General features: G+C 70.4%; 18 protein-coding genes. 11 read left to right on the top strand and 7 right to left on the bottom strand.

All coding sequences use genetic code 11. From position 1 onward, the window contains the following. Positions 1-225: 225 nt before the first annotated feature. A complete protein-coding gene (locus BCD48_RS00820) occupies positions 226-525 on the bottom strand; it encodes a DUF1905 domain-containing protein (protein ID WP_071046276.1) in 300 nt (99 codons plus the stop codon). Positions 526-681: 156 nt separating this feature from the next. Here BCD48_RS00820 and BCD48_RS45175 point away from each other — a divergent pair, with 156 nt between their 5' ends. The 9 genes from BCD48_RS45175 to BCD48_RS00785 all read left to right on the top strand — a co-directional run bounded on the left by BCD48_RS45175 (position 682) and on the right by BCD48_RS00785 (position 13,460). Then, positions 682-846, top strand: a complete 165-nt coding sequence (locus BCD48_RS45175; protein WP_241841421.1) for a hypothetical protein — start codon at positions 682-684, stop codon at positions 844-846. Between the two features lie 146 nt (positions 847-992). Next, positions 993-2,330, top strand: coding sequence for a BTAD domain-containing putative transcriptional regulator (locus tag BCD48_RS00815; RefSeq protein ID WP_071046275.1), 1,338 nt, complete (start codon positions 993-995; stop codon positions 2,328-2,330). Then, positions 2,327-5,587: a hybrid sensor histidine kinase/response regulator gene (locus tag BCD48_RS00810; RefSeq protein ID WP_071046274.1), complete on the top strand. Its 3,261-nt coding sequence runs from the start codon at positions 2,327-2,329 to the stop codon at positions 5,585-5,587. The genes BCD48_RS00815 and BCD48_RS00810 overlap by 4 nt, the downstream gene beginning before the upstream one ends. A 182-nt stretch (positions 5,588-5,769) precedes the next feature. Further along, positions 5,770-7,419 (top strand): purine-cytosine permease family protein, encoded by a 1,650-nt coding sequence (locus tag BCD48_RS00805; RefSeq protein ID WP_071046273.1) that lies wholly within the window; start codon positions 5,770-5,772, stop codon positions 7,417-7,419. A gap of 364 nt (positions 7,420-7,783) precedes the next feature. Beyond that, complete coding sequence (gene serA / locus BCD48_RS00800; protein WP_071046272.1) at positions 7,784-8,980, top strand: phosphoglycerate dehydrogenase; 1,197 nt, start codon at positions 7,784-7,786, stop codon at positions 8,978-8,980. Next, positions 8,977-10,422 (top strand): FAD-binding oxidoreductase, encoded by a 1,446-nt coding sequence (locus tag BCD48_RS00795; RefSeq protein ID WP_241841420.1) that lies wholly within the window; start codon positions 8,977-8,979, stop codon positions 10,420-10,422. Before serA ends, BCD48_RS00795 begins: the two co-directional genes overlap by 4 nt. A gap of 462 nt (positions 10,423-10,884) precedes the next feature. Further along, the gene (locus BCD48_RS48430; protein ID WP_198543021.1) at positions 10,885-11,025 is read left to right on the top strand and encodes a hypothetical protein; all 141 of its coding nucleotides are present in this window, start codon (positions 10,885-10,887) and stop codon (positions 11,023-11,025) included. A gap of 228 nt (positions 11,026-11,253) precedes the next feature. Further along, positions 11,254-12,333 (top strand): ferredoxin reductase, encoded by a 1,080-nt coding sequence (locus BCD48_RS00790; RefSeq protein WP_071046271.1) that lies wholly within the window; start codon positions 11,254-11,256, stop codon positions 12,331-12,333. Positions 12,334-12,344: 11 nt separating this feature from the next. Then, complete coding sequence (locus BCD48_RS00785) at positions 12,345-13,460, top strand: fatty acid desaturase family protein (protein WP_071046270.1); 1,116 nt, start codon at positions 12,345-12,347, stop codon at positions 13,458-13,460. 135 nt (positions 13,461-13,595) lie between these two features. Here BCD48_RS00785 and BCD48_RS00780 read toward each other — a convergent pair whose 3' ends face one another. The 5 genes from BCD48_RS00780 to BCD48_RS00760 all read right to left on the bottom strand — a co-directional run bounded on the left by BCD48_RS00780 (position 13,596) and on the right by BCD48_RS00760 (position 18,335). Continuing rightward, positions 13,596-14,249 (bottom strand): response regulator, encoded by a 654-nt coding sequence (locus BCD48_RS00780; RefSeq protein ID WP_116271386.1) that lies wholly within the window; start codon positions 14,247-14,249, stop codon positions 13,596-13,598. Beyond that, positions 14,246-16,270: a sensor histidine kinase gene (locus tag BCD48_RS00775; protein WP_131803694.1), complete on the bottom strand. Its 2,025-nt coding sequence runs from the start codon at positions 16,268-16,270 to the stop codon at positions 14,246-14,248. Before BCD48_RS00775 ends, BCD48_RS00780 begins: the two co-directional genes overlap by 4 nt. A gap of 30 nt (positions 16,271-16,300) precedes the next feature. Further along, positions 16,301-16,807, bottom strand: a complete 507-nt coding sequence (locus tag BCD48_RS00770; RefSeq protein WP_131803693.1) for a hypothetical protein — start codon at positions 16,805-16,807, stop codon at positions 16,301-16,303. A gap of 600 nt (positions 16,808-17,407) precedes the next feature. Continuing rightward, entirely contained in the window at positions 17,408-17,821 is a 414-nt protein-coding gene (locus BCD48_RS00765) for a nuclear transport factor 2 family protein (protein ID WP_071046267.1), read from the bottom strand. A 73-nt stretch (positions 17,822-17,894) separates the two neighbouring features. Next, positions 17,895-18,335: a MarR family winged helix-turn-helix transcriptional regulator gene (locus BCD48_RS00760; RefSeq protein WP_071046316.1), complete on the bottom strand. Its 441-nt coding sequence runs from the start codon at positions 18,333-18,335 to the stop codon at positions 17,895-17,897. A 109-nt stretch (positions 18,336-18,444) separates the two neighbouring features. Between BCD48_RS00760 and BCD48_RS00755 the strand changes: the two genes are divergently transcribed. Together BCD48_RS00755 and BCD48_RS00750 are read left to right on the top strand one after the other, a co-directional pair. After that, a complete protein-coding gene (locus tag BCD48_RS00755) occupies positions 18,445-18,948 on the top strand; it encodes a MarR family winged helix-turn-helix transcriptional regulator (protein ID WP_071046266.1) in 504 nt (167 codons plus the stop codon). A 221-nt stretch (positions 18,949-19,169) separates the two neighbouring features. Then, entirely contained in the window at positions 19,170-20,360 is a 1,191-nt protein-coding gene (locus BCD48_RS00750) for an RNA-guided endonuclease InsQ/TnpB family protein (protein ID WP_071046265.1), read from the top strand. Between the two features lie 121 nt (positions 20,361-20,481). Here the strand turns inward: BCD48_RS00750 and BCD48_RS00745 are convergent, their stop codons facing one another. Then, positions 20,482-21,468: an aldo/keto reductase gene (locus BCD48_RS00745; RefSeq protein WP_071046264.1), complete on the bottom strand. Its 987-nt coding sequence runs from the start codon at positions 21,466-21,468 to the stop codon at positions 20,482-20,484. Between the last annotated feature and the right edge of the window lie 159 nt (positions 21,469-21,627).

Below are 21,627 nucleotides of genomic sequence, written 5' to 3'. Positions count from 1 at the left end.
TGGCAACGCTCCAACCGATCACGCCCGGCGCCGGCCGGGCCGGGGATGGCGTAGGCGGTCAGGCGGTTGCCGTTGTCGATGTCGACTACGCGGTCGTGGTGGCCTGCGGTCGCCAGCGCATCCGTCAGGACAGCGAGCGCCCGCGTCCGCCAGCCGGCCGCTCGTCAACCAGCCCGCCAGAAGAGCGCAAGAACTCCTCGCCAAAGGCACCGCCGTCACCGAGGGTCACAGGTCGACGAGCTCGACGGTCACGGTCGCGATGTCACCCGGCTCCAGCGCTTCGGCCTGGCGGACGGCGCGCTTGACAGGCAGCACGTAGCCACGAGCGCTGTCGGGGAAGACCGAGGTCGTCCACGAGCTGCCGCCGACCGTGACCCGCACCCGCAGTGACCCGAAGCCGCGACGCAGCCCGCCAGCCCGCTCGCGGATCTCCTCGGAAGCTTCGGCAGGCAGGCTTACGAACGTCCAGCTGTCCGTACGCCGGGCATCCCATATCCACAGCTCGCTATCGAAAACGACGACCACCAGCTCAGTGTCACAGCCAGGTCCGACAGTCGATCGAGGCGAGGCCGCCGGCGCGGCCGCGGAGCTTGGTTCGACGGCCTGGCCGGCTCAGACGAGATCGCGGTCAAGACCATCGCCGCCCCGATCTTCGACCCGATCGGCCGAGTCCTGCTCTCGTTGAGCATCACCGGACCCGAGCACCCGATCCAGATCGACCACATCCTGGAACTGGGCCACCGCCTGGTCCAGTCCGCCGCGATCGCGACACGCCAGGCACGCGGCCGCGTTCCGAGCCGCGACCTCCCCACCGCCACGGCGGCCGGCCCCACCCGCCGCCGCTAGCACCATCGCCAGCCGCGGTCTTCGAACGACCGCCCCGAGCGGCGTGACGGCGCATTGGCGCAATACCAACCCAGCCACAGGGACCCGCCATGCAAACGTAATTTGTCGCTTACATGTCGTGAATACCTGCTGGTGACGATCGACAGATGCCAGGCCTCGAGTTCAGGCTGCTCGGCCGCGTCGAGGTGTACCGGGACGGACAGCCGGTGGACGTCGGTGGCCCCAAGCAGCGCGCTGTTCTCGCCTCGCTCCTGCTCCGGGTACGCAGGGTGGTTTCGGTCGATCAGCTCATCGACGACCTGTGGCCGGAACAGCCCCCGGCCCGGGCCGCGGCCACGGTACAGGTCTTCGTCTCGCAGCTGCGCCGGGCGCTCGAACCGGAGCGTTCCCGTGGTAGAGCGGCGACCGTCCTGGTCACGGCGTCTCCCGGCTACCTGCTCGACGTCGAGCCCGATGCCGTGGACGCGCACGCTTTCGCCGACCTGGTCGTGCGTGGCCGGGAGGCGCTCGACGCCGGGGACCCCGAGCGGGCGGCGCGGTCGCTGCTGCGCGCCGAGGCGATGCTGCGCGGCCCGGCACTGGTCGATGTCCCCGTCACGCCGTTCGTCCGGGCCGCGGCGGCCCGGTTGACGGAACTGCACCTTGGCGCGGTCGAGGACCGGATCGACGCCGAGCTCTCCCTGGGCCGGCACGCCGCACTGGTTGCCGAGCTGGAACAGCGGGTGCGCCGGCACCCGCTGCGAGAGCGGCTCCGGGCACAACTGATGCTCGGGCTGTACCGGTGCGGGCGGCAGGTGGAAGCGCTGGCCACCTATCGCGAGACCCGCCGGGTGCTTCACGACGAACTGGGGCTCGAGCCGGGCGTCCGGCTGCGCGAGCTGGAGCAGGCGGTGCTGCGGCAGGACCCGGTCCTGGCCTGGCAGCCGCCCACGCCGCCGGCCGTGCCGGTCGTCACGGCCGAGGTGGCGACGCCGGACCACGAGCCGCCGTCCGCGGATCGGCCGGGCAGGGTCCTGGTGGTCGATGACACCGCCATCAATCGCAAGCTCCTCGCGGCCGCGGTGGCCGGGCTCGGTCACGAGGTGGAGACGGCCGAGAACGGCCACCGGGCTCTCGAGATACTGAGGGCCGCTGATGACGGTCCGCGCGGGTTCGACATCGTTCTGCTGGATCTGCTCATGCCGGTACTGGACGGGTATGCGACTCTGGCTGAGATCAAGGCAGATCCCGTCCTGGCGGCTGTCCCGGTGATCATGGTGTCGGCTGTGCCGGAGCTGGAGAGCGTGGTGCGCTGCATCGAGCTGGGCGCGATCGACTATCTGCCGAAGCCGTACAGCTCGACGATGCTCCGGGCCCGGTTGCGCGCCTCGCTCCAGGCCCGGCGGTCGGCTGCTGAGCGGGAGACAGCCCTTCGGACTGAGATCGCCGCGCTTCGCGCGGAGGTCTCCCGGGGTCGGATCGGCAGCGGGCTCGAACACCCGTGAACTCCTCGCCGATGTCGCTGCGCGGTCTGGTCCGTAGCGGCGTCGGCATCGGTGTGGTCCTGCTGGCGGCGCTGTTGCTGGTCAGCTTGAAGGCCGAGAGCAGCACGCGGCGGGCGGCCGAGGCCGAGGCCCGGCGGTCGCAGTCGCTCCGCCTGGCCTACGAGCTGCGGCAGACCTCTGACGATCTGACCCGGATGGCGCGGACGTACGTGGTCACCGGCCAGCCGCGCTACCGCGCCTGGTTTCAGGAGATCCTGGAGATCCGGGACGGCACGGCACCAAGACCGGAGAACTACGACAACATCTATTGGGACGTGGTGACCGACACCGGTCGGCGGCCCACGCCGTTCGGTCCTCCGGTTGCCTTCGCCACGCTGGCCGCGCAGGCCGGGTTCACCCGCCAGGAGCTGGGCCTGCTCGCCACGGCCAAGGAGCGTTCGGACGCCCTGGCCATCGTCGAGAAGCGGGCGTTCGCCCTGGCCGCCCAAGGCGGTGCCGCCAACCGCAAGCAGGCGACGGACATGCTGTTCGACGCGTCCTATCTGCGGGCCAAGGACGAGATCATGCAGCCGATCGGGCAGGTGCTGACGCTCGTCGACACCCGCACGGCCCGGGAGACCGCGCGGGCGACGGACGAGGCCCGGGCCTGGTCTGTCGCCGCCGTCGTGGCGGGGCTGCTGCTCCTCGCGGGGATGGCGGTGTTCGCCCTCGTGACACGCCGGGCGGTGCTGCGCCCGGTCGCGGAGCTCGACGCCGCGACAGCCCGGATCGCCGCCGGGGAGGCAGATGTCCGGGCGCGGGTCGCGGGAGTAGGTGAACTGCGTTCCCTGGCAATGCGTTACAACGAGATGACCGAAAGGGTCCAGGGTCGCTCCGCCGAGCTGCGGTTGCTGCACCATGTTGCCGCTGCGGCACATCGAGCCACCGACCTCTCCGAGGCGGCGGCCGACGTGGTCGACCTGGTCCGCGCTCACACCGGATGGCCGGTCGGCCGGACCTACCACCGATACGGCGACCGGCTGGTGCCCTTGACGACGTCCGCCGACCTCCGCGCGAGCGCCGCCTCGCCCGGCCCGTCGAGCTTGCCGGGTCGGGCACTGGCGACCGGGGAGGCCGTCTGGCTGCCCGAACTCGCCTCCGAGCACGGGACGGCGCGGGGGCCGGGCGCGGGAATCGCCGTCCCGGTGCGTACCGGCCGAGGCGACAGCGCGGAGGTCGTCGCCGTGATGGAGTTCCTCACCGCCGACCCCACCGCCCCGGACACCGCTCTGCTGGCCCTCCTGTCGGACCTGGCGGCGCAGCTCGGCCAGGTCGCCGATCGGGTCCGCACCGCCGATGCGCTGCGCCACGCCGCCTCCTCCGCCCAGAGCGCCAACGCCGCCAAGAGCGCCTTCCTGGCCACCATGAGCCACGAGATCCGGACCCCGATGAACGCGGTCATCGGCATGTCGGGGCTGCTCCTGGACGGCCGTCTCGACGCCGACCAGCGACACCTCACCGAGGTCGTCCACGACAGCGCGCACTCGTTGCTTCTGCTGATCAACGACATCCTCGACTTCTCCAAGATCGAGGCCGGCCGCCTCAGCCTGGAACAGGTGCCGTTCCACGTCGCCGAATGCGTGGAGGCCGCCATCGATCTCGTCTCGGCCGATGCCGGCGCCAAGAACATCGAACTGGCCTGCAACATCGAACCCGGCACCCCGGCGGCCATGGTCGGCGACCCGACGCGGATCCGGCAGATCCTGCTCAACCTGCTGAGCAACGCGGTGAAGTTCACCGAACGAGGCGAGGTGACCGTCACGGTCGACGCGTCCTCGGGTGGCGTCGAAGGCACGCACGAGTGGCGCTTCATCGTGCGCGACACCGGCATCGGCATCCCACCCGAGCGCCTGGAGTCGATCTTCGACTCGTTCAGCCAGGTCGACACGTCCACCTCGCGGCGCTACGGCGGCACCGGGCTGGGCCTGGCCATCTGCCGCCGGCTGTCCGCCCTCATGGGCGGGACGATCACCGCTGCTTCCCAACCCGGCTCCGGCACCACCATGACCGTCACCATGCCGGCGGCGGCGGCGACGTTGGCGCGGCGGGATCCGGTACCTGAGGACACCTCCGCCCTGGCCGGTCGGGAGGTGCTCTTGGTGACCAGCGACTCCCGGACGCGCGTCCTGGTCGGGAACTGGCTGGTCCGGTCCTGGCGCATGAGGATCACCATCACGGCACCGACCGAGACCGCGCTTCGGTGGCTGCGCGCCGGACGCCGGTACGACACGGTGGTTCTCGATCATCGCCCCCCTCGGATGGACGGGCTGGCGTTGGCCAGGGCGCTGCGCGCCATCCCCGCCGGGGAGCAGGTGCCGATCGTGCTGATCACCTCCTTCGGCCGTCTCCCTGGGCCCGACGCCCCGCGCGACGTCTCGGTGGTGACCCGGCCGATCCGCCCAGCCCCGCTGTTCCGGGCGATGACCGCGGCGGTCGCCCGCCCGGCCGCCGTCGGGGCGTCGGTGGCCCCGTCCACTGCCGGCCCCGCGAACCCGGCGCGGGCAGCGGACGGAGCCGAGGCCATGCGGCTCCTGGTGGCCGACGATCACGCGGTGAACCTGCGACTGGTGCTCCTTCAGCTCACCGGACTTGGCCATCGTGCCGATCTCGTAAGCAGCGGCGCCGAGGCGGTGGCCGCGGTGCGGCGCGGGCGGTACGACGTCGTGCTCATGGACGTCCAGATGCCCGACATCGACGGCCTGGACGCCACCCGCCGGATCCGGGCTCACTTTGGCGGCCGGGGGCCGTGGATCATCGCGCTCACCGCCAACGCACAGCCCGGCGCGCGGGAGGCCTGCCTGGCGGCAGGCATGGACGACTACCTCACCAAGCCACTTGTGCGCCCCGACCTCGTCGCCGCTCTGGCTCGGGCACAACCACCGGGCGGCCGGCCCGTCCTGGATCCGGCCGCGCTCGAGCGGCTGAGCGAGCTTCTCGGTGGGACCACGGCAGCCCTGTCCGGCCTGATCACCGACTTCCTCACAGACGCGCCGAGGCTGGTGGACACGCTGTCCGCGGCCAGTTCCGACCCCGACTCGGTGCACCGCGCCGCGCACACCCTGAAGGGCCTCGGCGCCAGCTTCGGGGCCACCGACCTGGCCCGGCTGTGCCAGCGGGTCGAGACCCACACCGGCGCCGCCGACGAGGTGGGCCCACTGGTTCGGGAGATCGTCGCCGAACACGAACGCGTCGCCGTCGCCCTGCGCGCGCTCTGCTGAAGCGGTCGCCCCGCGCGCAGAGCTGAAGCCGCCCCACTGCGCGGTGGCCGGCACTTGGCCGTTGCTTGGCGGTTGTTTAGCGCCCGGATGTTGGCTGATCGGCAGGGGTCAGCGCCGCCCCCGTCGCCCGTTGGTCCGGCGGCCTCGGACCCGCGCCCGCGCCCGCAGAAAGGCAGCCCGCGATGAGCACCGTCAGCCCCCCGCACGACCCCGCAACCCACCAACCCAGCACCGGGTCCGCGAAGGAGACCCTGGAGGACTACACGCTCCGGTTCGCGCCGCGCAGTTACCGGCGCTGGGGCACGGGCATGGTCGCGATCTCGGCCCTCGGTGGCATCGCCTACCTCGCGGACTTCGCCATCGGGGCCAACATCGGCATCTCCTACGGAACGACGAACGCCTTGTGGGGCATCGCCGTCTTCGCCGTTGTGATCATCCTGACCGGCTTCCCGTTGGCCTTCTACGCCGCCCGTTACAACCTGGATCTCGACCTGATCACCAGGGGCAGCGGCTTCGGCTACTACGGCTCGGTCGTCTCGAACGTGATCTTCGCATCCTTCACGTTCATCTTCTTCGCCCTGGAGGGCTCGATCATGGCCCAGGGCCTGAACCTGGGCCTCCACATCCCGCTGTGGGCCGGCTACGCGACCTCCACGATCGTCATCTTCCCGCTCGTGGTCTACGGCATGAAGCTGCTCTCCACACTCCAGCTCTGGACGACACCGCTGTGGCTCGTGCTGATGGTGCTGCCGTTCGCCTACCTGCTGATCCGCCACCCCGACTCGATCAGCGCGTTCTTCGACTACGGCGGGCAGGACGGCAAGGGCGGGTTCGACCTCGGCTCGGTCTTCCTGGCGGCCGGCGTCTGCCTCTCGCTGATCGCCCAGATCGCCGAGCAGATCGACTACCTGCGCTTCATGCCGCCGCGCACGCCGGAGAACTCGCGCCGCTGGTGGACCGCGATGGTGCTGGCCGGTCCGGGCTGGGTGGTCTTCGGCGCCATCAAGCAGATCATCGGCATGTTCCTGGCGGTCTACATCATCGCCAACGTCGCGGACGGCGCTGGCGTGGCCAACCAGCCGGTGCACCAGTTCCTGGAGATCTACCAGGACATTCTGCCGCACTGGGGCGCGCTGGCCCTCGCCGTCGCGCTCGTCGTGATCAGTCAGGTCAAGATCAACGTTACCAACGCCTATTCCGGCTCGCTGGCCTGGACCAACTCGTTCACCCGGATCACCAGGACCTACCCCGGCCGGCTGGTCTTCCTCGGCTTCAATCTGCTCGTGGCGTTGATCCTGATGGAGGCCGACATGTTCAGCTTCCTCAACACGATCCTCGCCTTCTACGCCAACTGTGGCATGGCCTGGGTGGTCGCGGTCGCCTCCGACATCGTTTTCAACAAGTACCTGCTCAAGATCTCGCCGCTGAAGCCCGAGTTCCGCCGGGGCATGCTCTACGCCGTCAACCCGGTCGGGTTCGGGGCGATGGTGCTGGCGGCGGGCATCTCGATCATCGACTTCTACGGCGGCCTCGGCTCCGGTCTCAAGCCCTACTCCCCGCTCGTCGCGATCGTGCTCGCCCTCGTCCTGCCACCGATCCTGGCCGTGGCCACGAAGGGCAAGTACTACCTGCGCCGCACGGACGACGGCATCGACCTGCCGATGTACGACGAGTACGGCAATCCGTCAGGTGAGACCCTGACCTGCCACGTCTGCCGGCAGGAGTACGAACGGCCGGACATGCTCAAGTGCCAGACGCACGATGCCTACATCTGCTCGCTCGACCTCTCGACCGACAAGGTCGGCGACCACGTGCTCCCGGCCCAGCTCTGACCCGCCCGGCCGACTGATCAGCCGGCGGCCAACCCGGGCACCCTTTCGTGTCGACCCCGACAGGGAGCCCGGGAAGGCCGCCGGGCGACGTCGCCTCCTGGCGAGGCAATGATCGGCAACGGTGTCGCAGCACCCTCCAGACCAGCGCCGGCCGTGCCGCGTCGTCAGTCGCTCGGCCGCGATACACCCCGTCCGATCGGATGCTGCTGGTCACATTGGCCCGGATTCGACGGCCACGCCACCGTCCGGGCAGGCAGCGTCCGCCAGCGGCGGGTGAGAATCGCCTCCCGTGGCACGCGGAGGACAGGCCGCGGGCCTTCCATAGACTGCGGGTCAACTGTCACCGGCTGATGAGGCTCCCGCTGTGCGCGCACTGCTAGTCGAGAATGTCCACCCGGACGCCGCCGCGATCCTGGGGACCGCCGGCGCGCAGGTCGAGACGATCGACCGGGCGCTCGACCAACGAGCGCTGATCGCGGCCCTGGACGGCATCCAACTGCTGGGGATCAGGTCGAAGACCGAGGTCACCGAGGCGGTGTTCGATCAGGCGCCGGACCTGCTCGCCGTCGGCGCGTTCTGCATCGGCACCAACCAGGTGGATCTCGGCGCCGCGCGCGAGCGAGGCATCGCCGTGTTCAACGCCCCCTTCTCCAATACCCGCAGCGTGGTCGAGCTCGCGCTCGCGGAGATCATCGCCTTGACGCGGCGGTTGATCCCCAAGAACGCCGGCATGCACGCCGGCGTGTGGGACAAGTCGGCCGAGGCGGCCCACGAGGTCCGCGGCCGGCGGCTGGGCATCGTCGGCTACGGCAACATCGGCGCGCAGCTGTCGGTGCTGGCCGAGGCGCTCGGGATGAGCGTGTACTTCTACGACACCGCCGACAAGCTGGCGCTCGGCAATGCCCGCCGCTGCGCCAGCCTCGATGATCTGCTGACGGTCGCGGATGTCGTGACGCTTCACGTGGACGGACGCTCCGGCAACAGCGGGATGTTCGGCGCGGAGCAGTTCGACCGCATGAAGCCCGGCAGCCTGTTCCTCAACCTCTCGCGCGGCTTCGTCGTGGATCATCGTGCGCTGCGCGAGAACGTGGAGAGCGGGCATCTGGCTGGCGCGGCGATCGACGTCTTCCCGCACGAGCCGGCCGGGCGGGGCGACGAGTTCCGCTCTGAGCTTCGAGACCTGCCGAACGTGATCCTCACCCCGCACATCGCCGGCTCGACCGAGGAGGCCCAGCAGGACATCGGCCGCTACGTCGCGGGCAAGCTGCGGGACTACCAGCACGACGGCAGCACCGCGATGAGCGTCAACCTGCCGCATCTGTCCCTGCCACGGCGATCGGGCGGATGTCGGATCGCTCATCTGCACCGCAATGTGCCCGGCGTGCTTGCGAAGATCAACAGCCTGTTGGCCGAGCACAAGGTCAACATCGACGGACAGCTCCTCGACACCCGCGGCGAGTACGGGTACGTCCTGACGGATGTCGCCCTCGACTACCCGGCCGCTGTCCTCGACTCACTGGCCGCGCTGCCGGAGACCGTCCGGGTACGGCGGCTGGGATGAACGCGCCGACCGCCGGGCTGACGCCGACTGCTGACGTGGCGGCAACCTCTGACACGGCACCGGGTTCTGACCGGACGCTGACCTCGGCCCTGGCGGAGGAGCTGCGCGCCGCCGTCGGTGCCGCCCATCTGCTTACCGACCCCTCGGTCATCGCCTCCTTCGAGTCCGACTGGACCGGTCGGTTCCGCGGCCGCGCTCGTTGCGTGGTCCGTCCGGCCGACACCACGGAGGTGGCGGCGGTGATGGCCGCCGCCGCCAGGGCAAAGGCGTCCATCTGCGTCCAGGGCGGTAACACCGGCCTGGTCGGAGGCAGCGTGCCCGTCGACGGCGCGATCCTGCTCAGCACGGCCCGGCTGACCGCGCTCGAACCGGTGGAGGTGATCTCCGGCCAGGTCACCGTGGGCGCGGGCGTCACCCTGGCCGCGTTGCAACGGCACGTCCGCGCCGTGGGCTACGACTTCGGGGTCGACTTCGCGGCGCGGGATTCGGCCACTGTAGGCGGTCTGGTCGCCACCAACGCTGGCGGCGAGCGGGTGCTGCGGTACGGCACGACCCGGGCCCAAGTGCTTGGGATCGAGGCGGTGCTCGCCGACGGTTCGATCATCAGCCGGCTCACGGGGCTCCCGAAGGACAACACCGGCTACCACGAGATGTCGCTGCTGACCGGCAGCGAAGGCACGCTGGGGATCATCACCCGGCTGCGCCTGCGGCTCGTCCCCCGACTGACCGAGCGGGCAGTGGCCCTGGTCGCCGTGGACGACATCACCGCGGCGCTGTCGGTCGTGAGGAAGGCGCGCAACCGGCTGCCGTCGCTGGAGGCCGCCGAGCTGTTCTTCGCCGACGGCCTCGCGCTGGTCCGCGAAAAGACCGGCCTGTCCGCTCCGTTCGCCGAAACCTACCCGGCCTACCTCGTCCTCGAGTGCGCCGGCCGGACCGACCCGACCGAGGACCTGCTCGAGGCACTGGCGGACAGCGACGCCGTGCGGGACGCGACCGTCGCCACCGATGCCCGAGGCCGCCACACGCTTTGGGCCTACCGCGAGGCGCACACCGAGTCGATCAACGCCGCCGGCGTCCCGGTGAAACTCGACGTCGCCGTCCCGCTGACGGCGCTGGCCGAGATGGTGGCGTCGCTTCCGGCCACGATAGCGGCCGCCTGCCAGACCGCCCGGCCGATCCTGTTCGGTCACATCAACGAGGGAAACCTGCACGTCAACGTGCTCGACGCGACCAGCGACGCCGAAGCCGTGACGGACGCGGTGCTGCGGCTGGTCGCGTCGCACGGCGGGAGCATCAGCGCCGAGCACGGCGTCGGCCGGGCCAAGCGCGCGTGGCTCGGGCTGTCCCGGTCGCCTCAGGAGATCGCGATGATGCGCGCGGTCAAACGGGGACTCGACCCTGACGGGCTACTCAACCCGGGCGTCCTGCTCGATCCAGCCTGAGCGGCTCCGATGCGTTGTCCGGGCTGTCCGGCCGGGCATCCTGACACTTCAGGCCAGTAGAGGAATTGTCCGACTGTGAGACAGATCCACGCGTCGGACACTCCCTCACTCGCCGGGTGGGTGGTCGGTGGAGGCGGCGAGGTCGTGCTGGCTCTCGAAGTCCTCGATGCGGCTGCGCAGGGTGGTGTCGAGGCACCTGCGCCATCGGCACAAGCGGCGGCGGAAGCGGCATCTCGGCGGGAGGGCCGGGCACCGCCCCGAACCCGCGGAGCCGACGTGAACTGCTGGTCCACATCAGCGACAGCGGCCGGACACTGCTGCGGGAATATGCCGCCGCTCAGGACGACATCGAACGCCGGCTGACCACCGGGCTCTCCTCGACACAGATCCAACAGTTCCGGGAGATGACGACAGGCATATGGCAGGCCCTGCAGTGAGACCAGCAGTCACGGGACGGGCCCCGTGGGCAGGGCCCCCGCGATCGAGGCCGCCTGCCGCATCGTCATCCTCGATGACCAACTCGCCGAAGCCCAGCGCCTCAACCACCACCTGACCGCTGGACGACACCACCCGGCCGGGGCGAAGAGGACGTTCGCCGAATAGGAGGTATCCGTCGCCCACGGCATCTCCGAGATCGTCACCGACGGTCTGGTACGGCGGCTTCCCGGTCGCGGACAGTGACGTACGGCTGTAGTGTCGCGTCGCCAAGGACGTGCGTCATCGAGGCGGGGTGCCCGACCGGGAATCCCATCGAACCATGCCGTTCCTCCTCCACGTACCCGGCGAGGCCATGTCGTTCCCGAGATTTCGACAACCGGGAGGAGATGCAGGGTGGCCGTCGGAAGAATCCTGTTGGACGCGGCGGCGTCGCTGACGACGCCGCTGCTGCCCGATGACTACCTCGGGTTGGTCGACCCGCTCTGGTCGCGGCGCGGGTCGCGGGGGCGGGTCGTGGCTGTCCATCCGGAGGCCGCTGGCGCCGCGAGCCTGGTGATCCGTCCCGGCGCGGGCTGGAAGGAACACCGCGCGGGTCAGTACGTCCGGGTCGGCGTTGCCGTCGACGGCGTGTGGCACTGGCGTCCCTACTCGGTGTCCTCCGCCCCGGGAGATCCGGGCGGTGTCGTTTCGATCACGGTCAAATCCGTCCCAGGCGGCCGGCTGTCCCAGCACCTCGTAGAGCGGGTCCGACCCGGCGCGGTCGTCCGCCTCGAGCACCCACAGGGCCGGTTCGTGCTGCCGCGGGCGATCCCGCCGCGGTTGCTGTTCGTGACCGCCGGCAGCGGCATCACGCCGGTGATGTCGATGCTGCGCAGCCTTGCGCTGCGTGGCGAGATGCCGGACGTGGTCCTTGTGCACTCCGCTCCGTCCCGGGACGACGTCATCTTCGGCAGCGAACTACGGGACCTGGCAGCCCGGTTCCCGACCCTTCGGCTATACGAGCACCACACCAGGGCGGGCGGCCGGTACGCCGGGCGCCTCACGGCGGCGGCACTGCCCGTGATCTGCCCGGATTGGGCCGAACGGCCGACCTGGGCCTGCGGACCCCCGGGGCTGCTCGCCGACGCCGAGGCCCGGTGGTGCCACGCGGGGATCGCGGACCGGCTGCGCGTCGAGCGGTTCCATCCCGCACCCGCCCCCGGTGGCGGTGGCGGGGCCGGGGGCCGAGTCCGGTTCACCAGAAGTGGCCGGCAGGCACACACCCACGGCGACACCCCGCTGCTGGCGGTCGGTGAGGACGCCGGCGTGCTCATGCCGAGCGGCTGCCGCATGGGTATCTGCCACAGCTGCATGGCACGGCTCACCTCCGGACGCGTGCGCGACCTGCGCACCGGGCGGGAATACGGCGACGAGGGCGACCTCGTCCAAACATGTGTGTCGACCGCGGTCGGCGACGTCGAGATCGATGTGTAAGGGGTCGACGGATGGCAGGCAGAACCGGTCTCACCGCGGCTGAGGTCGACGAGTTCGGCCGCGAGCTCGATCGTCTCCGGGAGGCGGTCATCGCCAGCCGGGGGGAGGGCGACGCCCAGTACATCCGCCGGGTGATCGCCGCCCAGCGGGGCCTGGAGGCAGGTGGGCGGGCGGTCCTGTTCGCGTCCCTGCTGCCGCCGGCGTGGCTGGCGGGCACGGCGATGCTGGCCACCGCCAAGATCCTCGAGAACATGGAGATCGGGCACAACGTCCTGCACGGGCAGTGGGACTGGATGCGCGACCCTGAGATCCACTCCACCACCTGGGAGTGGGACTCGGCCTCGCCCGCCGAGCAGTGGAAGCACTCGCACAACTATGTGCACCACACCTACACCAACGTCCTCGGCAAGGACCGGGACATCGGCTACACCCTGCTGCGCGTCCACCCGGAGCAGCGCTGGCACCCGGTGTACCTCGCCCAGCCGGTCTACAACCTGGCGCTCGCGGCGGTCTTCGAATGGGGCATCGCCCTCTACGACACGGAGATCGAACGGGCCTGGCGGGGGGAGAAGAGCTGGGGCCAGACGTGGGCGCAGCTCCGGGTGTCGCTGCGCAAGATGGGACGGCAGGCGGCCAAGGACTACGTGGCGTTCCCGCTGCTCGCCGGCCCGGCGTTCCTGCCCGTCCTTTTCGGCAACCTCACCGCGAACGTCGCCCGCAACGTCTGGGCGCACACCATCATTTTCTGTGGCCATTTCCCGGAGGGAGCGGACGTCTTCACCGAGGAACAGGTCGAGGGCGAGACCCGCGGCGGGTGGTACACACGGCAGGTACTGGGCTCGGCCAACATCGACGGCCCGGCGCTCCTGCACCTGCTGAGCGGGAACCTGAGTTTCCAGATCGAGCACCACCTGTTCCCCGACCTGCCCAGCAACCGGTACGCCCAGATCGCCCCGCAGGTACGCGCCCTCTGCGAACGCTTCGGCCTCCCCTACACCAGCGGGGGCCTGCTGCGGCAGACGACCAGCGTATGGAAGCGCATCATCCGACTCTCGCTTCCCGGACCCGCCCGACAGGTTGCCGACACCGCCACATCGCAGCCAGAGCCCGTGCTCGCCGCGGCCTGACCGCACCCGCGGACCTGGCACTCGCTCAGTTCGGCCTACGCAACAGTGCCCTCGGCCGCGCCGTCTGGCTCCTACGCCTCCCCGAGCCGGTATGCCTCGACTCCCCCACTGCGCAACGCTGCCCAGCTGTTCGTTTCAGCGGTCGGGTTGACCAAGCCCGGCGGCGCGGGCCCTGGCGATCGCGTCGGCGCGGGTGTCCACGTGGAGCTTCGCCAGGATCGTGGAGACGTAGTTACGAACCGTTTTCGGACTAAGTCGGTAACGTTCGGAGATGGCCGCGTTCGTGAGGCCGTCGGCCAGCAGGCCCAGGATCTCGTTCTCCCGATTGGTCAGCACCGGGAAGGGGGACGGCGCCTGGCTGGCTGGGCCGGGTGAGGCGAGGTGGCTGGCGAGGTGGTCCGCGGCCGTGGCGCTGAAGATCGCTCCTCCGGCCGCCGCGGCGTGTACGGCGCGCAGGATCTCCTCGCGGTCGGCTCCCTTGACCAGGTAGCCGCGGGCGCCGACGCGGATCGCGGCCATGACCGAGGCTCGGTCATCGAACATGGTCACTACGAGCACGGCGACGTCCGGCTGGGCTGCCATGATGCGGCGGGTCGCTTCGATCCCGTTGAGCCCCGGCATGGTCAGGTCCATCACCACGACGTCCGGACGCAGCTGGGCTGCCAGCTCTACCGCCGCCTCGCCGGTGCCCGCCTCGCCGACCAGCTCGACGGCGGGGTCGGACTCGAGGACGGCCCGCAGTCCGTACTGGAACATCGGATGGTCGTCCGCCACCAGGATGCGGATCATTCGACCTCCGGGCGTCGCAGCGGGAACGTGGCGCGGATCCGGGTGCCGCCTCCGTCCGGGATCTCGATGAGCAGCGTGCCGCCGAGTTCCTCGGCCCGCTCGCGCATCGACAGGATGCCGACGCCAGCCGCCGCGTCGGAGCCGATCCCCCGGCCGTTGTCGGCGACTTCAAGGACCAGCTCTCCCTCGCCGGTGGTGACGCGCAGCCGGCAGGCGCCTGCGTCCGCATGCCGGATCACGTTGGTCAGCGCCTCCTGCGCGATCCGATACACGGCCACCTCCACGGCGGCGGGCAGCTCGGGCAGCCCCGTGACGTCCACGGACAGCTGCAGGCCCGGCCGCTCGTAGCGATCCTGAATACCTGTGAGTGCGCCCGCGAGCCCGAGCTCGTCGAGTACCGGCGGGCGTAGCTGGCGGGCGAGCCGACGTACCTCCGCGAGGGTTTCCTGGGTGTGGTCCCGCAGATCGCGCAGGAGGCGGTCGGCGGTGGCGGGGTCGGTGGTGAGCGCCGCTCTGGCCGCGTCGATGGTCAGTGACTGGCCGCCGAGCGCTGGGCCCAGCGAGTCGTGCAGGTCCCGGCGCAGGCGACGGCGCTCCTCCTCCCGGGCGGTGACCAGTTCCTCCCGGGTGCGCTGCAGGACGACGGCAAGCTGCCGGGTGTGCGCCGACTCGCGGGCGGCGTAGACGGCGGCGCCGCAGTGGTCGGCGAGGTCGGCGAGCAGACGGCGGTCGGCCGCGGACAGCCGTTCGCCGCCGACCACCAGCCGACCGAGCGCCTCGCCCTGATAGACGAGCGGGAAGGTCTGGATGTCCGGGACCTCGCGGCCGATGCTCGCGCCGATCTCTGTCTGGTCGATCGCCACGAACGGCGCCTTCAGCGTCCGCGCCACCGCCGCGACGATGGTCGGCGCGACCGCCTCCGGCGCGACGGCCCCGGCCAGCTGACGGCCAAGCAGCGACAGCACCCCATACGGGTCGCCGCGGTCCCCGTACACCAGCCGGCTGACCCGGCTCTGAGCCTGCTCCCGCAGCGGGCTGAAGGCCACCGCGACCAGCCCGGTGGCCAGCAACGGCAACGCCGTCCCGCCCCGCCACAACGCGCCGAGCCCCGAGACGACCAACGTGTAGACACCGACCACGAACGCGGTGAGCACGCCGTACACAAGCGTCCGGCTGATCACCGCGTCGATATCGAAAAGCCGGTGTCGTACAACGGCGATCGCGATCGCCGCCGGGAGCGCGGCCGCGATCAGGTAGCTGACCAGCATCGTCACCGCGCGCACGGCCAGGCCGCGCGGGCTGACCTCGTCCTGCATCCGGCCGATCGGGGTCGCGACGGTGACAATGCTGTAGGCCAGCCGCAGGGCGACCGCGTACATCACCCATCTGGTCTGCATACGGGCGACCAGATCGGACACGCGCGCATAGCGGTACACCTGCGCGGCCACACAGCTGCCGAAAAGCAGCAGCAGCACCCCGGACTCCACCGGCCCGTCACCAGCCGAGTCGGCGGCGGTCACGTAGCCGAGCCAGCCCGCCCAGCCCAGCACCAGCCACCGGCTGCGACCAGGCACGGGTCGTCCGTCGGGAAAGACGTAGCCGAGCGGGAACAGCGCGATCCACGCAACCCCCTGGACGAGCGCCGCCGCGTCGGCGACCGACGGGAACAGCTGCCCGATGACTCCTGGCACCGCCCCACCGGCGGTGGCGAACAGGACCAGCACGAAGACCAGGTAGAGCCGGAACCAGGACAGCACGCCGCGCAGGATGTAGTAGGCGGCCACCAGGCTCGTCGTCACGAGCAGCAGCTCGAGCGCCATGTAGTAGCCGACGTACCAGCCAAGCGGTACCCCGACGTCGGCCAGCACGGCGAGCGGCTGGTCCGGCAGCTCGGCGGCCCGCGCCGCCCACATCGCCAGACCGGCCACGAAGCCCACCAGCAGGACGCCGGCCGCGACGTACACGACGCCGCGGCCGGCCCGCAGACCGCGGCCGGCCGCAGCCGTCGACCCCGAGTTCACGGCCACCGTCCGTTCACGCACCGCGGTACGTCACGCCCCGGACAGTACGGGACGGCGCAACAGACCAATACCGAACGCCAGAAGATAGAAGGCGACGAACCACGGCGGCAGCGCCCGCGTCACCAGATCCAGCACGAGCAGCACCGCCGCGCAGACCGCGACGACAAGGCCGGTACGACGAAGCACCCCCGTCGATCGGGCAGCCAGCCCGGTCAGAATCACGGCCAGCGTCATCGCCCACACGGCCAGATAGCTGAACACGAGCGACACGTTGTAGGCACCGTTGTCGCCAAGCCGCGGCTCGGTGAACCCAAGCGCCACCTCATGCAGGACGGCACAGACGACCACCGCCGCCACCGCGAGACCCAGCGCTGCCCGCGACGCCACGGTCAGCCGACCAGCACGCAGGTAGCGGTTGAGCGCAGCCAGCCCGGCGGCGCCGCCGATGACCGCCACCCCGTACAGAGGCCACGCCACAAGCCAACCGAGGCGGATCGCGTCCAGCTGGTCCCTGGTCAGATCGGCCGCCTGGCTCACGCCGGACCCGGACATCGTGGCCACCACGGCGGCCACCCAGGCGACGAACAACACCGGCGACAGTGCCAGCAGCCATCCGGCCCGCCGAACCCGCACTGCGTCCCGTGGGCGCTCGTCCGATGACGTCTTGACCTGTGCAATCACATTCATGTTCATGGCTCACGACGATGTCCGTCCCCGCGTCCCGGGCACCAGAGACGCGATGTCCCCACCGTCCCGTCCGTGCCGAGCCGAGCGGTCCGTGTGTCGGTCTTCCTTGCTTTCTCGGCTGGCGCACATTTCTGCTTCGGCCCCGGCAAACAGGGCGCCGCGTTCGGCCACACCAAAATCGCCAGTAGGTCGGTGTTCGTGCGGAGCCTGAACGCGATGATCGGGACGGTGTCGACCCCGACCGCGCCGCCGCTGGTCGCGGGTGCCCCGCTACGCGCGGGCAACGCGGTCTCGGCGAAGGGCGCGGCCCGTTTCCTGGCCGGGGTGATCGCCGCCAGGATGGACCGCGGGTTCTACACCGCCGACGTCGGGGCCGCGGGGCCGGGCGGAGCCGCCACGGCGACGCGGTCGCCTGCCTCCCCGGTGTGTCCTCGGCCTCGCGGAGAGAGATCAGTTCTTGCGTATCCAGGCGGGCGTGGTCCGCTGCTCGCGGAATCGCCAGCCCGTCGGCGTCCGTACCAGGGTGCCGGCCAGTCGCAGGCCGCTTGCCTGGTGGGGTGCTTGGCCGTCGCGGTAGAAGTACACGAGCGAGTTCGCCGAGGCAGCCGCCCGGTCGCCGTCGACGTCTACCAGCAGATCAGTGGTCACGTGCTGGGTGTGCTCCCCCTCGACCTCGGCCTGTCGCATAAAACCGACGACCTCGTCGATGCCGCGGAGTTCGCCCCCGCGCGGCGAGCGCACCACCACATCGTCGGTGAAGACGGTGTCCACATCCTCCCACCGCTGTTCGTCGAGTAGGCGTGCGAAGCGGGTGAACAGGTCGGCGATCTCGATACGGTCGGCGATCAGCGTATCCGTGGACATGGCATCCTCTTTCCTTCTGGAGGGCGGTGATGGTGTCTTTGCACCAGGCGGCGAGTTCCGGGGAAGGAAGGGTTCAGGCGCAGGCCAGCACCGCGTTGGCCCTGTCCAGGACGATGCCCAGGACGCGGCCCGCGGTGGCCAGGTCCTCGGCCGGCAGGTCGCCCCACAGTCCCTGGGTGATCGGGCCGATGGCGGTGCGGACCTCCGTCCACCGCGCCCGCCCCTCGTTGGTGACCTGGACGCGGCCGTCGCCGCCGTCGCGCAGGAACCCCGCGGCGGTCAGCTCGGTGATGCGTTCGGCCACCGACGCATCGCTGAACTGGGTGGCACCGCTGACCCGGCGGATGAGCTCGGCGCGGTCGATGGTCCCGCCGCTGACCACCGTCAGCGTGAGGGTCACCCACTGGGGCTCGGTGATGCCGGTCCCGGCGAGCTGCCGGTCCAGGATCGCGTTGAGCGCCTTCTCGGTCTGGCCGACGAGCGCGGTACCGAAGGCCTGGGCGGTGGTCGCCATGATGATCTCCAAATCCGTTCACTAGGCTAACGTTTGTATCTCTAACGTTTCTATCGTGAACGAACTTACATCGTTAGTCAGACTAACGCAACCGGGTAGGATCAGGGTCATGACCAGCAGAGCCGAAGCCGCGGACATGCCGTACGACGGCGAGACGAAGACGCCGGACAGACTGCGCCGACGGGCCAGCCGCCTGCTGTCACAGATGTCCGCGCAGGCGGACCGGCTGATGAACGAGGGGTTGGCCCAGGTCGACGCCCGCAAGTGGCACTACGCCGTGCTCGCCTCACTGCAGGAATTCGGCCCGGGCAGCCAGGCGACGCTGAGCCGACGCACGGGCATCTACCGCAGCGACATGGTCGGCGTCCTCAACGAACTGGCCGAGCGCGGCCTCGTCGAGCGGGCGCCGGATCCCGACGACCGTCGCCGCAACGTCATCACGATCACCGCCCAGGGCCGCCGGCACCTCCGCCGCCTCGACAAGGTCCTGGACGACCTCCACGAAGAGCTGCTCGCCCCGCTGACCCCCGCCGAACGCGACCAGTTCGTGCAACAGCTCACCCGCCTGCTGGACCACCACACGCAGCAGGCACCCCACCCCCCGATCCCCTGACCCCGGCATCACGCGGTGGGCGGCGACCCGGGCGAGGGCCGGCGAAAATGTCCCGCGAGCTCGATGCCCCTCGGCCAGGGGCCTTGATGCTGACTCCCGCAAACGGCGTCGGCAAGACCGCTCACCGGGTTTGCGGCGTGGAGGCCCCGGCCTTCAGGCCGGGGAGGAAACGCCGCCCCACACTTGAACGCACGTTCCTATCCTTTCGGTAGAATAACGGCATGTCCCGATTCCGGCTCTACCCGGCGCCCGAACAGGCCGCCGCGCTGGACTCCCACTGCGGACATGCACGCTTGGTGTGGAACCTTGCCGTTGAACAGCAAAGCTGGTGGACGCCGCGACGCGGACCGGCTCCGGGGTATGCCGAGCAGAACCGACAGTTGACCGAGGCTCGCCACGAGAACCCCTGGCTCGCCGAGGGAAGCGTCATCGTCCAACAGCAGGCTTTGCGGGACTACGCCACGGCTCTCGCCAGCTTCTTCCGGGGCCCCCACCGGAAACCGACGTTCCGGAAACGTGGCCGGTCCGAAGGCTTCCGGATCGTCGCCGTGAAGCCGGATGATATTCGCGTTCTCAACCGGCGCTGGTCCGAGGTGCGCGTTCCCAAGGTCGGCTGGGTCCGCTTCCGCCGCTCGCGCTCCGTGCCCGACGCCAGGTCCTACCGGGTCACGAAGGACCGCGCCGGGCGCTGGCATGTGGCGTTCGCTGCGCCCCCCGAGCCGGTGGGCGCGCCGGGTACTGGCGAGGTCGTGGGCGTTGATCGTGGCGTCGCGGTCTCGGCGGCGCTCAGCACCGGTGACCTGCTGCGCTGTCCCGGCCTGCGGCCGAAGGAAGCCGAACGGCTGGCCAGGCTGCAGCGCCACCTTGCGAAGACGAAGCGTGGGTCGAACCGGCGAGGGCGGATCAAGGTCCAGATTGCCCGGCTCCGCGCCCGCGACGCCGACCGGCGCAAGGACTGGGCCGAGAAGACCAGCACGGACCTGGCCCGGCGTTTCGACCTGATCCGCGTCGAAGACCTCAATGTCAAGAACATGACCAAGTCGGCGCGGGGTACGGTCGCCGAGCCTGGAAGGAATGTCCGGCAGAAGGCCGGTCTGAACCGGTCGATTCTTGCGAACGGCTGGGGTCTGCTCGTCCAGCGGCTGGAGCAGAAGGCGCCCGGCCGGATCGAGAAGGTCAACCCCGCGTACACATCTCAGCGTTGTTCTGCCTGCGGGCATGTGGCCGCCGAGAGTCGCGAGAGCCAAGCGACTTTCCGCTGCGTCGCCTGCGGGCATGAGGACAACGGCGATGTGAACGCGGCCAAGAACATCGCCCGGGGGCACCGGGTGGCTGCGCGGGGAGGCGTCGGATTGCCGGAGCCTGTGAACCGTGAACCTCAACGAACCGCACCTCCCTTGGTGGCTGCGTAGTTTGGTTGGAATCCCCGTCCTTTCGGGCGGGGAGGATGTCAATCCCTGTATGGCACCCCGGATCGACGTCCGCCCCATCCAGCGCCCGCACCGCCATGGCCTCGGGGACTCCTACAGCTCCTCAGCCGTTGACGAAGGTGAGACTGGTCGCGTCGTAGCGGGTGCCCGCGACCTGCTCGGGCGGGGCGGCGGCCTCGATGGCGGCGAGGTCCTCGGTGGACAGCTCGACGGCCAGAGCCGCGAGGTTCTCCTCCAGGTACCGCTGCCGCCGGGTCCCAGGGATCGGCACCACGTCGTCGCCCCGGTGCTGCACCCAGGCCAGTGCCAGCTGGCCGGCGGTGACTCCCTTCGCCGCAGCCAGCTCGTTCAGCTTCGCGACGATCGCCAGGTTCCGTTCGAGGTTGCCGTCGGCGAAACGCGGCTGGCTGCGCCGCACGTCGGTCTCCGCCAGCCCCTCGACCGAGCTGTACCGACCGGTCAGGAAGCCGCGCCCCAGCGGGGAGAACGGGACCAGGCCGATGCCAAGATCGCGGCAGACCGGCACGATCTCCGCCTCCAGGTCGCGGGTCCACAGCGACCACTCGCTCTGCAGCGCGGCGATCGGGTGCACCGCGTGCGCCCGCCGGATGGTTCGCGCGCCGGCCTCGGACAGCCCGAGGTGGCGGACCTTCCCGGCCCGCACCAGCTCGGCCATGGCGCCGACGGTCTCCTCGATCGGCACCTGCGGATCGACCCGGTGCTGGTAGTAGAGGTCGATATGGTCGACCCCGAGCCGGTGCAGCGACGCCTCGCACGCCTGCCGCACGTAGGCGGCGTCGCCGCGGATCCGGGTGGACTCGCCCAGACGGTTGGCGAAGCCGAACTTCGTGGCCAGCACCACCTCGTCGCGGCGCCCGGCGATGGCCCGTCCGATCAGCTCCTCGTTGTGCCCGGCGCCGTAGAAGTCGGAGGTGTCCAGGAAGGTCACCCCGAGGTCGAGGGCGTGGTGCAGCGTCGCGATCGACTGCGCGTCGTCCACGGCGCCGTAGCCGTGACTCATGCCCATGCACCCCAGGCCCTGCGCGGAAACCGCCAGTTCGCCTAGGTGCCGGGTGGGGACGTCGGTCATGCTGCTGCCTCCTGGGCTCGGAACCGTCTGCCCACGACGCTAGGTATTAGAGCGCGCTCCATGTCAACCGGGCGTAAACGGCATCACCGGCCCTGGTGGCGCGAGCCACCTCACCAAGCCCGCGGTCGACGGTCCGAGCTGGTCACCGACCGCAGGGTC

It is taken from the genome of Pseudofrankia coriaricola, from assembly GCF_001854805.1.
Lineage (GTDB): Bacteria > Actinomycetota > Actinomycetes > Frankiales > Frankiaceae > Pseudofrankia.
This window is presented reverse-complemented; position numbering and strand designations above follow the sequence as displayed.

Bases quoted from the DNA above. Each gene is read 5' to 3' on its own strand.
- BCD48_RS00795 (WP_241841420.1), top strand. From the start codon at position 8,977: ATGAACGCGCCGACCGCCGGGCTGACGCCGACTGCTGACGTGGCGGCA.
- BCD48_RS00780 (WP_116271386.1), bottom strand. From the start codon at position 14,249: ATGATCCGCATCCTGGTGGCGGACGACCATCCGATGTTCCAGTACGGA.
- BCD48_RS00805 (WP_071046273.1), top strand. From the start codon at position 5,770: ATGAGCACCGTCAGCCCCCCGCACGACCCCGCAACCCACCAACCCAGC.
- BCD48_RS00815 (WP_071046275.1), top strand. From the start codon at position 993: ATGCCAGGCCTCGAGTTCAGGCTGCTCGGCCGCGTCGAGGTGTACCGG.
- BCD48_RS00785 (WP_071046270.1), top strand. From the start codon at position 12,345: ATGGCAGGCAGAACCGGTCTCACCGCGGCTGAGGTCGACGAGTTCGGC.
- BCD48_RS00760 (WP_071046316.1), bottom strand. From the start codon at position 18,335: ATGGCGACCACCGCCCAGGCCTTCGGTACCGCGCTCGTCGGCCAGACC.
- BCD48_RS00755 (WP_071046266.1), top strand. From the start codon at position 18,445: ATGACCAGCAGAGCCGAAGCCGCGGACATGCCGTACGACGGCGAGACG.
- BCD48_RS00750 (WP_071046265.1), top strand. From the start codon at position 19,170: ATGTCCCGATTCCGGCTCTACCCGGCGCCCGAACAGGCCGCCGCGCTG.
- BCD48_RS00765 (WP_071046267.1), bottom strand. From the start codon at position 17,821: ATGTCCACGGATACGCTGATCGCCGACCGTATCGAGATCGCCGACCTG.
- BCD48_RS00745 (WP_071046264.1), bottom strand. From the start codon at position 21,468: ATGACCGACGTCCCCACCCGGCACCTAGGCGAACTGGCGGTTTCCGCG.